We start from the raw sequence: 11,495 nt of genomic DNA, 5'->3' as shown, positions 1-11,495 counted from the left end.
CCAAGAAATATTCAACCACGCAAAAAAATATTTGCTTTCCCTTATAAACCAATTTCTTAACTTAATGACATTGGGTTGCAACCTGAACCAAACGTTTTATACTTTCAATCCAGCCTTCTATTAACAGAGCAAATGACAAATAAATTCCGGATTCCAAACAGGGGTTTTGAAATTTGGGCATTGGAATTTTACCGCAGTACATGGCCCCATTATACGCATAAACTCATAGGTTCAGGTTGCAAACCTGAACCCGCCGGGAGCCCTTTTGTTTGGCTATATGTGCTTACGTCCGCATCAGGCCAGTCAGGTCTCTTACAACGCATTGAACATACATTTTATTCGCGATTTTTATAACCTTACTCATTAAGCACACGGGAACAATCACTCCATCAGGTCTTCGAATATTCATTTCCAAAGAAACCGTATCATTTTTCTTCGACATCCCTTGAAAGAATTCTGACGGGTTCTTTGTCTTTTCCGGCGAAAAACAATCCCATATTTTAAATGTATGCTGTTCCTTCAGGCCTCTGCCGGTTTGTTCCTCAAATTTTTTATTATAATCCACGATAACGCCGCTTTCCGGATTAAATAACACAATGCCGAATAGCGAAGCCTGATTCAACATATTGAACCGACTCTCTATCAGGCGCAAGGTCTCCTCTGTATTTTTAATTTTTGTAACGTCAATAAACGTGATAACGACGCCATCTATTATATTGTCGATGGTGCGATATGGCAATATACGCATGTTATAACAGGCGTGCTCCTTTGTCTGTATCTGATACTCTTTTTTGATCAGGGTTTTCAGCACCTCTGCCGCGTCATCTTTTAGTGTCTCCGTATTGAATTTTGCGGTGATGTCGCCTATCGAACGGCCAATATCCGATGGCAGCATATTAAAGAGTTTCGTCAGCGTTGGGGTAAAACGGACAATGTTCAGTTTTGTGTCAAGAAATATGGTTGCTATCTCCGTGCTTGCCAGGAGGTTGTTGAGGTCATTATTGGAACGTGACAATTCATTTAGCTTATTCTGAAGTTCCGCGTTCACCGTCTCCAGCTCCTCATTCGTGGATTGTTGTTCCTCCTTAGACGTCTCTAATTCCTCGTTGGTGCTCTGCAGTTCCTCGTTTGTGGACTGCAATTCTTCATTGGCAGATTTCAGTTCCTCATTCGAAGTTTCCAGTTCCTCAATGGTTGCCTGTAAATATTCCTTTGTCGATTTTAATTCTAATTCGAGTTTTGTAATCTGTGGGTCTTCTTTGCTGATTTTCATGGAGGCCTTTCCTTTTTTCCGCTCTTTTTCTGCCGGTAATTTTTCATCAAAGATGATCATCGTCAGCCCTTCAGTTGCTGTTCCGGTTTTAAGCGGCTTGACGGTCAGGTCAATCGTCAAAAAATGTTCATTGTCCCGTATCTTCACCCCTTTTTCTACGATAGTTTCTTTCGTTCCGGAAATTTTATGGATAATGGTGCTCAGTTTATAACGCAGGTCTTCGTGCGCCATTTTTAATATATTGAAGGAAGGGACGCCATGTGGCGTTAACAGGTATTTGTGTATCTTGCCGTTAACATAAAGAATCTCATGTTTTTCGTTGATCAGTGCGAATGAAGGGGCATATTTGTTAAGAATCTCTCTTTCCGCAAGTTGAATAATATTGATTTCTCCGTAATCTTTTTTTTCTTCTTTCCAGTCTGATTGAAAGACTTCCTTCGTTAACAAGGCAGGAAGGTCCATGTCCTTTTCGATAACTTTACCTTTACGTTTATAGATTTTCCATTTCGCATTTTCAGTCGAAAAAAGATGGATAAATTCTCCAATGGTTTCAGATGACCCGAGGAAAAGGTACCCATCCTTATTCAGGGTATAGTGAAAAACCGGCAATATCTTTTTCTGCAGCGAGGCGTCCATATAAATCAATACATTTCTGCACGATACAAGGTCGAGCCGGGAAAAAGGAGGATCCTTTATCAGACTTTGACTGGCAAAAACCACCATTTCGCGTATCCGTTTTTTCAGCTTGTAGGAGTTATCTTCTTTTATAAAAAAGTGTTTCAGCCGTTCTTTGGAGACGTCCGCGGCAATACTGTCCGGGTAAATACCCGCGCGCGCGAATTCGATGGCCGCCGAGTCTATATCGGTTGCAAATATTTGTACTTTGCACTGCCGCTGCTTCTTTTTCATAATTTCCGCGATGAGTATGGCAATGGAATATGCCTCTTCGCCTGTGGCGCAGCCAGGCACCCAGACGCGTAAGGCACTGTTTTGCTGCTTTCTCTGTACAATATCGGAGATTACCGTATTTTTCAGGAAATCAAAGGCGTCCTTGTCTCTGAAGAAATTAGTAACCCCTATGAGCAGGTCTTTGTAAAGAATTTCTATTTCAGCCGTGTTTTCCCGGATATAATTAAGATAATCTGCAATTTTATCGATCTGATGAACGGCCATGCGCCTTTCAATCCTTCTCCGAATCGTATTTTGTTTATATTGGGAGAAATCCTGTCCCGTATGGTTGCGAATCTGCAGGAGGATTTTTGTTACATTGTTTTGATATTTTTGTTCCGTGGCGCCCGTTGACCTGGCGCTGTCAATATAGGGGTGTTTGATATATTTTAACAGTTCTCCCGGCATTCTTTTCACTGGCAGGACAAGATCAACCTCGCCGGTGTTTATCGCGCTTCTGGGCATGCTGTCATATTTTGCCTCGGTTTCGTCCTGCGCCATGGTCATTCCCCCTGCGCCCTTGATTGCTTTAAGCCCCTGGGTGCCGTCGGTGCCCGTTCCTGAAAGCACGATGCAGATTGCCTTTTCTCCCAGATCATCTGCAAGGGAACGAAAAAAGAAATCAATAGGCAGCCTGGAGGCATGTGGTTCCAGGGGTTGTATCAATTGAAATGTCCGGTTTATAATAGCAACGTCCATCCCAGGAGGATTAAGATACACGCAGTTTGGTAACGCCCGCATTCCATCCTCGATTTCCAGTATCTTCATTGTGGTATATTTATTTAGCAGTGTTGCCATAATGCTCTTGTATTTAGGCGCCAGGTGCTGGATAACCACTACGGCAAGGTTGTTATTGTCAGGCATGTTGGAAAAGAAACCTTCGAGCGCCTCAAGCCCTCCGGCAGAAGCGCCGATTCCGACAATGGGGAACGTCATGGTTTGCGCCATCAGGGTTTTTACCTCCTTTGCCGGTGTTATCGTTTTTCTTTTTGGCAGAGGCGTTTTTGTTCCGGTATGCGTGGCGGCTTTTATGGTTTGCGCCTTTAATTTTCTGGCGGGCGCCTCTTTTTTTCCTGCCTGCGCTGGCCTCTTTTTCGCAGATTCAGTTTTTTTTCTCGCCATGATTTATTGGCTCCCTGAAATGGATTTTTTTACCTGCATTTTTAGATAGGAACATTTTAAAAATCAATAATTGGGTAGTTGGATAAATCGTAAGCAGGTAAGCAGAAGATGTCAATATAAATATATTGATGTATAGACGCACGGCCGTGCGTCTATACATTAACCACAAAGGGCACTGCACAGCCTTTGGCCGCAACCAAATTCGAAATACGAAACAAATTCAAATGACAAAAAACCCAATGCTCCAAACTTGTAGAGACGCACGGCCGTGCGTCTCTACTAATCAATGCCTAACGGAAGCATTCCCGGTTTTTTGTAAAAATGCCATTAGCAGGGGGGAGGGAAAGAATAGTAACCATTCGCGGGTTCAGGTTTGTAACCTGAACCAAACGTTTTATACTTTCAATCCAGCCTTCTATGAACAGAACAAATGACAAATAAATTCCAGCTTCCAAACAGGGATTTTGGGATTTGGGTATTGGAATTTTACCGCAGTACATGGCCCCATGATAAGCATAAACCCATAGGTTCAGGTTGCAAACCTGAACCCGCCGGGAGGGCACAAAGAACACGAAGGAAAACTTACAAAAAAAAGAAGTTTTTACAGGGTAATACTATATAATATGAATACTATACTCAGTCGGCAGTCCTCAGTCCACAATCTGCAATTTTGCCGACTGCCGACTTCTGACTTCTGACTTCTGATTGCTATGGTATAATAGAAAATTCCAAGCCCATTCAAGTCCCTTATGGAAAGTGGGCAGGACTATTACAAAAAATGTTTGTATTGTACGAACGGTTCTTCTCTTTAAAATAATTGTTTAAGGGTTATTATGAAATTCACAAAAATGCATGGAATAGGCAACGATTATGTTTATGTTAATTGTTTTCAGGAAGTGGTTGATGACCCCGTAGGGCTGGCAAAAAAAATAAGCGACCGGCACTTTGGAGTGGGGTCCGATGGGTTAATACTTATATTGCCGTCAGAGATAGCAGATTGTAAAATGCGTATCTTTAATGCGGATGGCAGTGAAGCGCAAATGTGCGGAAATGGGATCCGTTGTGTTGCAAAATACGTGTACGATAATGCGCTTGTCAGAAAGAACCCGCTTACAGTAGAAACGCTGGCAGGCATTAAAACCATTGAGCTGTATACGAAAAATGAGAGTGTTTATAGCGCAAGGGTCAATATGGGAAGGCCGAAGCTGATGAGACCGGAAATACCAATGGTTGGCGCTGAAACACAAGTAGTGAACGAAATGCTTGTGCTTGATGAAAATACTTCATTTCGGGTTACCTGCGTTTCCATGGGAAATCCTCACTGCGTAATCTTCGTTGATGATCTAAAGCAACTCCATATAGAAAAAGACGGAAAGGCAATTGAACACCATCGCGTCTTTCCCGAAAGGACAAATGTCCATTTTGTAAAGGTTCACCATCCGGGAGAGGTTACAATGGCCACCTGGGAGCGCGGATCGGGCATAACCCTGGCGTGTGGAACAGGCGCTTCTGCTGTTTGCGTTGCCGGCGTTCTTAACAACCTGACAGAACGTAAACTTTTGGCACACTTGCCAGGCGGAGATCTGGAACTGGAATGGGCGGAAGATGAAAATGTTTATATGACAGGCCCTGCTGCTGAAGTTTTTATGGGAGAATGGCTTTTATAGCAACAGGAAAAGATACATAAAACCGTGAGAGGAGTATAACCTTTTGCCTAAGCTCGCATAGCCAGAACCAAATAAACAAGATATAAAAAATGAAGTTATCTATAATTAAAAGAGTGTTTCTTTTTGCCATAATACTTTCCGGTTGCGCAAGTAGCAAATCGGCGATTATGCAAAGACCGATTTGGGAAGATACTTCTGCTATATTGAATAGCACGGGGGGGGAGGCGCAAAACCTTTCGGTACAACAAATAAAAGAGGTGTTAATTTATAACAACTCTAAACTTACTACGCTTCGGGCAAAGGCAAAAATAACCTTAACCTCGCCTGAATCAAAAGGGCCTGTCACATGCACCGGCCTGATAGTGTATGAAACGCCAAATCATCTGCGTGTGATTGGCTCAAAACTGGCTACGACCCTATTTGATATGTCTACCGACGGCAATACCTTTTGGATTTATGTCCCCTCGGAAAAAAAGGCTTACACAGGTCCCGGCAACGCCTTGCATAAAGTGAATTCATCAGGAACGGGCATTTCACCGAATGATATGGCAGGGTTATTTAATCTTAAAGATATTCTAGGCGGCGAGAGTACGGTATTGGAAATCTGGCCGTATTATTGGGTCATTTATGCGATAGATACGAATGAAGGCAAAATAAATCTTAAAGGGAAATTGTTGATTAACAGGAGTAACACGGATACATTTCGATGTGAAACATTTAATCCGGACGGTTCTGTCCGGCTGCAGGCAGTATTTACCGATTATTCGGATTTCGATAGTTGCCGGCTGCCGCAAAGAATTGACGTTCGTTGGCCAACATACAATACCTCGATGGGCGTCACGCTTTCTGATATCATTGTAAACAGCCCGATTGATTCAAAAATATTTACCTTTACAATCCCCAATGGCGTGGAGGCCGTCCGTATGGGAGATTAAATTCCTCCTCCATTTTCCAGTTCCACTATTTTCCCCAAACGGCGGGCGTGTCTTCCCCCTTCAAAAGGCGTTTCCAGCCACAGTTTTACTTTTTGTTCCAAAAGTTCTTCGTCAATAATATCCGCACCGATGCACAGCACATTGGCGTCATTATGCCGACGGCTCATTTCTACCGTATAAAGATTGTGGCATAAAGTCGCCCTGACGCCCCTTACCTTGTTTGCTACAAGCGACATACCTATTCCGGTGCCGCATATTAAAATACCCCTGTCGCATTCCCCGCGTCCCACCGAAAGCGCCGCCTTCATTCCAAAATCGGGATAATCCACGGACTCCGATTTTGATGAAGTGCCAAAATCCGTTACGGAATGGCCTAATTCCTTCAATGTTGCCTTAATACGTTCTTTAAAATCATACCCTCTGTGATCTGATGCTATTGCAATCTTCATTGTAGTTTCACAATCTTCCATAAAAAAATGTACGAAAAAATTACCCCGATTCTCAATGTTTTTTGAGACAATTTCGAATAGTTGTTTCGGGAATAATGCCATGCCGAACGACCTCACATACGCCATCTTTTATTTTAACAACCGTTGAAGGCTCGTGCGATTGCGTTGGCCCGCCATCCAGTATGACGTCAATTTCATCCTTAAAATATGCCGTCACTTGTGATGCATCCGTTGATGGCGGATGCCCTGAAGTGTTTGCGCTGGTAGTTGCTACCGGAATATTTGCGGCGCGGATTAAATCTCTTGCGATGGCATTATCGGGCAATCTTACGCAAATGTCTGAACCATCCTTCAGCGGAAAAATAATCGCTAAAGGACCCGGCCAAAAAGACTCCATCAACCTTTTCGCCACATCTGAAACAGCGCCCGCGTATAGTCCCACTTCCCCTACATCGGCAATCATCAGGGTCAGCCTCTTCTCTGCGGGCCTCTTCTTTGCCTCATAAAGCCGTTCGATAGCTTCCGGATTATCCTTATTAACGCCCAGACCATATACAGTCTCTGTTGGGAAAGCCACTATCCCGCCGTTCCTCAAAGATTGAGCAGCTATTCCAATAGATGCCCAATAAATGTCCTTATTTCTGACGTCAAGTATCTGTGTTATTTTGGCGGTATTGCACGGCATAATATAAATCTACGTTTATGAATTTCAATATTTTTAATCAAGCAATGAACAAACCCACCCCTCAATCCCCTCCCAAGAGGGGACTTGTCTAATTCCCCTCATGGGAGGGATTAGGGGTGGGTAAAAATGAATGCCGTTGGGTTTCTATCTTTTAAAAACCCAACCTAACGTATGATTGCGGTTTTGCGGTGCTATGAATATATTATAATGTAGGTTATAGTTTAAATGCTTAACCGGGGTATTTCAACTTCTTTTATAGCTTGACAATAAATTGTTAAATTTGGTAGAGTTTCCGCATGAAATCTCTATCGTTGAACAGGTATTTTTTATTCGTTTTTTTGGCGGCGTCTGCCTTTTTTGCTTCGTTATCCAATCCTCAATCCCTCCTTGCACAGGAAAATATCATGGGTATCGACGAGATCAAACCCGGGATGAAAGGGTTTGGTAAGACGGTATTTTTCGGCAACAATATTGAAAATTTTAATGTCGAGGTTTTAGGCGTCTTAAAAAATTGGGAAACGAAGGCAGATCTTATTCTGATCAAAATGACAGGTGGCCCTCTTGAAGAAACCGGCATCATTGCAGGTATGAGCGGAAGCCCTGTTTACATAGATAATCGATTGATTGGCGCTGTCGCCTATGGGTGGAGTTTTTCAAAAGAAGCGATTGCCGGTGTGTCGCCAATAAATGAGATGAAAAGGACATTGTTCGACCTCCCTGAAGAAAATGGCAGTAAATTATTCCCCTCGCCCGAATGGGAGCTTCCATTACCGCCCGCAAATACCGGTGAAATAATACCGCAAACATCATTGCCAAAAATGCAGGATGAAGCGATAAACCCTCCGGAACGCGGGATAAAAATTACTCCTATCCTTTCTCCTTTGGTGGTATCAGGGTTTTCAGGCAAGGCATTGGAAGAAATGAACCCTTTTTTTAGTGCATATAATTTGTACCCCCTGCAAGGCGGAAGCTATGCCGCAACTTCGGCGACATACCCAACCAGGCTGGTTCCAGGCGCATCGGTAGCCGCAGTGCTGATCAAAGGGGATCTGAATGCCGCCGTAGTGGGTACGGTTACATACGTTGAAGGCGATCAGGTACTTGCCTTCGGACACCCCTTTTTGCATGCGGGAACCACGAACATTCCGATGGCAACGGCTCATGTATATGCAATCCTCAGCAGTCACTCCAATTCAGTAAAAATGGCGTCGCCGGTTGAAATAATCGGACAGATTAATCAGGACAGAAGATCGGGAGTCGCCGGTACTATTGGCACATTTTCCCGCATGATTCCCTGCCGCATAGAAGTTGACGGTACGCAAAACATTGAATATAGCTTCGAAATTGTGGACAACAAAATGCTCACACCGGTGCTTGTTTTAATGGCGGCTCAGGGCGCTGTTGCCGCCACCGAAAAAAAATTGGGTGAACGGTGCGTTGACATACAGCTTTTCGCAAAGATTGACGGATACGAGAAACCACTGATATTAAAAAACAGCTATTATGAATTTAACCAGACATGGTTCTCTATCGACGAAATTGCACAACGCTTTGCAATGGTTATCAACAATCAGTTTCAGGAAATTACCGTTCAGGAGATTGATCTGAAGATTAACATCATGAATTCACGGCAAACTGCGTCTATCGAAGCAATTCAGTCAAGAAATAACTATGTACGGCCGGGAGATGAATTATCTGTGGACGTATTGCTAAAGCCCTATACCGGAAGCGATATTCACAAGACAATTCAGATCAAAATCCCGGAAGACGTCCTCCCTGGTAACCTTCTGGAGATTACGGCATGCGATGCGAAATTCAGCAAATCATTGGATATGGCAAGGGAGGCAGGGAGGCATTTGCCGGTTAATTTTGAACAGCTTCTGGACGACGTCTGCGATATGGAAAGAAACAACAATCTCATTGTGCGCGTCCTTCTCTCTAAAAACGGGTTAACCTATAAAGGAGAAGGTCTTCCATCGCTTCCTCAATCCATTTTTTCTATTATGAATAATGTCGGTCAAAGCGGCATCGGACCGCTTATGGGGGAAATAATTACTAAGGTTCCGACTAAATATGTTCTTAACGGTAAACAAAGCATACACGTATTGGTTAAATAATATTATGAATACGATTCTATCATCATGTAAGCAAGTCATAGCCATATTCCTTTTTTCCTCTCTATCAATCCCAATTGCAAACGCTACGACCACTCATACATGGTCACAATCCACAGAGTACGATTTTAAGAAAGGCGACTCTCAGAACATTTCTGTCCACAGCAAAGGGGAGCTATCTCTTTCCCCTCAAATAGAAACCATTCAGGGCATTGATAATGCCTACGTATGGTCAATCACCCAGAATGAACAAGACTGCATATTCATTGGCGCCGGAGACCCGGCAACGGTTTACTCCATAAAGGAGAATGCCGAAGCGGCGGAGATATTCAGGGCGCCGGAATTATATGTGCAAAGTATTATTGCCGGCAAAGACGGCAATATATACGCCGGTACTGCGCCAAGGGGCATAATCTATAAAATCAACAAAGAAGGGGAATGTTCGGTATTTTGCAGCCTGCCCGTTTCCTATATATGGGATATGGAAATAGACAACAATTTCAATCTCATTGTGGCAACAGGAGATGAAGGCCTTTTGTTTAAAATCTCACCAGAAGGATGCCCGGTTATTCTTTTCGATTCTCCGGAAACAAATCTTTTAGACGTCGTACTAGATAAAAACAATAATATATATGTAGCGACAGAACCAAATGGCCTGATCTATAAAATAGATAACAACGGAAATGCCCATGTACTTTACGATGCGGAAGAGGAGGAAATACATTGTCTTGCAATTGATACTTCCGGCAACATATATGCGGGCACTGCGTCTGGCACTCAGGCGGCAATGCCTAGAGCGCCCACTGCAAAAACCACCGGAGAAACAACGGTAATTGCATCTCCATTCAAAGAGGGGAAGGCATGGGACCTCAATATTCCTGATGAACTAACCGTTGCTAAAACGGCATACATTCAACAGAAAACACATCCTTCGCAGAGAGTTAGACTGCAATCCAAAACGATAGGAAGCCCGGTTAAACCAAATTATATTTACAAGATTGCCGAAGAAGGGTTTGCTGAAAAAATTTTCGAGATAGAACAGGCATTCATTTTCGATATGGCGTTTGATGCAGAAGGAAATCTTTTTGTAGTGACGGGAAATGAATCCTCTATCTATAAAATTTTTAGCGATGCTTCGTTTATCCGTATTGCGGCGGCAGAAGTTGGACAGTTGCTTTGTTGCCGGATTACTGACCGTAACGAGTTATACGTCGGTTCGGGAAATGAGGGAAGGGTGTATAAGATATTGCCGGCATATGAGAAATCCGGCACATTCCTCTCGAATGTATTGGATACTTCATCCCTGTCGTCATGGGGAAATATTTCATGGTCATGCGCAGAACCGCCATCGACTAAAATTACTATGGCAACAAGAACGGGAAATTCTGAAAAACCTGATGCAACCTGGAGTGACTGGTCTTTGTCCGAAACCTCTCCGTGGGCAAGAATTACAAATTCCCCAGCCCGTTTTGTTCAGTACAGGGCAACATTGCAAACGGAAAATGCGGCAATCTCCCCCTCTTTAAAGAGGGTCTCTTTGTCCTATCTCCCGAAAAACCAGCCGCCAAATATTATTATGTTTGATATAGAAAAGGATGTTCCTTCGCCGCAAAAACCTTTACAGGCAAAAAATGGTTCTTTTGCAGAAGCAAAGTCTCAATTGCCAACCCTTCAAAAACCACACCATGAAATTGCACAGAAAAAGATTCTTTGGGAAATAGAGGACACAAATAACGACACATTGCAGATTACGGTTTCCTACAAAGGGATGGACGAGCATACATGGAAAATACTTGTTAAAAGTAATCAAAACAAGGGTTCATATACATGGGATACCCTGCGCTTGCCGGATGGAAGGTATCAAATCAAATTAGAAGCCGGCGATTATCCCGATAATCCGCCGGAAACAGCGCTTAGTTCGGAAGCAACATTGCAACAGCCCTTGATAATTGATAATACAAAACCTGTAATTGCAGGGCCAATAACGGCTGATGTTACCCCTGAGGGAAGGGGTATTATCACCGGCTCTGCGCAGGACGAATACAGTGAGATAGTAAAGGTTCAATATGCTATCGATGGACAGGAATGGTTGCCTGCCAATCCCGTTGACGGGATTTTTGATTCCCTGCAGGAATCATTTCGAATTACAACAGAACCTCTACGTCAGGGCAATTATACCGTTGTCATCAATATCTTCGATCTTGCGGGAAATATTGCTGTAAAAAAAATAGTACTTGAGGTAAAATAAAACTCCTTACAAACTCATGTTTGGAGTGGTTTTTGATCAATATAAATGTAACAC

At 43.2% G+C, this 11,495-nt stretch carries 7 protein-coding genes; 4 read left to right on the top strand and 3 right to left on the bottom strand.

Going from position 1 to position 11,495, the window contains the following annotated elements:
- Positions 1–283 precede the first annotated feature (283 nt).
- On the bottom strand, positions 284–3,343 hold the full coding sequence (locus tag ABJL82_RS13840) for a chemotaxis protein CheB (protein ID WP_347275286.1): 3,060 nt from the start codon (positions 3,341–3,343) through the stop codon (positions 284–286).
- A gap of 833 nt (positions 3,344–4,176) precedes the next feature.
- On the opposite strand from ABJL82_RS13840, the gene dapF reads away from it, so the two are divergent.
- Positions 4,177–5,010: a diaminopimelate epimerase gene (gene dapF, locus ABJL82_RS13835; protein WP_347275285.1), complete on the top strand. Its 834-nt coding sequence runs from the start codon at positions 4,177–4,179 to the stop codon at positions 5,008–5,010.
- A gap of 89 nt (positions 5,011–5,099) precedes the next feature.
- Positions 5,100–5,945, top strand: a complete 846-nt coding sequence (locus tag ABJL82_RS13830) for a hypothetical protein (protein ID WP_347275284.1) — start codon at positions 5,100–5,102, stop codon at positions 5,943–5,945.
- On the opposite strand, the gene rpiB is transcribed toward ABJL82_RS13830, so the two are convergent.
- Positions 5,942–6,394, bottom strand: a complete 453-nt coding sequence (gene rpiB / locus ABJL82_RS13825) for a ribose 5-phosphate isomerase B (protein WP_347275283.1) — start codon at positions 6,392–6,394, stop codon at positions 5,942–5,944. The genes ABJL82_RS13830 and rpiB overlap by 4 nt on opposite strands.
- Before the next feature lie 52 nt (positions 6,395–6,446).
- The gene (locus tag ABJL82_RS13820; RefSeq protein ID WP_347275282.1) at positions 6,447–7,079 is read right to left on the bottom strand and encodes an L-threonylcarbamoyladenylate synthase; all 633 of its coding nucleotides are present in this window, start codon (positions 7,077–7,079) and stop codon (positions 6,447–6,449) included.
- Between the two features lie 296 nt (positions 7,080–7,375).
- On the opposite strand from ABJL82_RS13820, the gene ABJL82_RS13815 reads away from it, so the two are divergent.
- On the top strand, positions 7,376–9,196 hold the full coding sequence (locus tag ABJL82_RS13815) for a SpoIVB peptidase S55 domain-containing protein (protein WP_347275281.1): 1,821 nt from the start codon (positions 7,376–7,378) through the stop codon (positions 9,194–9,196).
- A gap of 4 nt (positions 9,197–9,200) precedes the next feature.
- On the top strand, positions 9,201–11,441 hold the full coding sequence (locus ABJL82_RS13810; protein WP_347275280.1) for a hypothetical protein: 2,241 nt from the start codon (positions 9,201–9,203) through the stop codon (positions 11,439–11,441).
- Positions 11,442–11,495 lie beyond the last annotated feature (54 nt).

The organism is Candidatus Kuenenia sp., from assembly GCF_039794105.1.
In the GTDB taxonomy this organism is placed as follows: domain Bacteria; phylum Planctomycetota; class Brocadiia; order Brocadiales; family Brocadiaceae; genus Kuenenia.
Note: the sequence above shows the minus strand (reverse complement) of the source record. Positions and strands in the feature narration are given on the sequence as shown.

Bases quoted from the DNA above. Each gene is read 5' to 3' on its own strand.
- ABJL82_RS13820 (WP_347275282.1), bottom strand. From the start codon at position 7,079: ATGCCGTGCAATACCGCCAAAATAACACAGATACTTGACGTCAGAAAT.
- ABJL82_RS13840 (WP_347275286.1), bottom strand. From the start codon at position 3,343: ATGGCGAGAAAAAAAACTGAATCTGCGAAAAAGAGGCCAGCGCAGGCA.
- ABJL82_RS13830 (WP_347275284.1), top strand. From the start codon at position 5,100: ATGAAGTTATCTATAATTAAAAGAGTGTTTCTTTTTGCCATAATACTT.
- dapF (WP_347275285.1), top strand. From the start codon at position 4,177: ATGAAATTCACAAAAATGCATGGAATAGGCAACGATTATGTTTATGTT.
- ABJL82_RS13810 (WP_347275280.1), top strand. From the start codon at position 9,201: ATGAATACGATTCTATCATCATGTAAGCAAGTCATAGCCATATTCCTT.
- rpiB (WP_347275283.1), bottom strand. From the start codon at position 6,394: ATGAAGATTGCAATAGCATCAGATCACAGAGGGTATGATTTTAAAGAA.
- ABJL82_RS13815 (WP_347275281.1), top strand. From the start codon at position 7,376: ATGAAATCTCTATCGTTGAACAGGTATTTTTTATTCGTTTTTTTGGCG.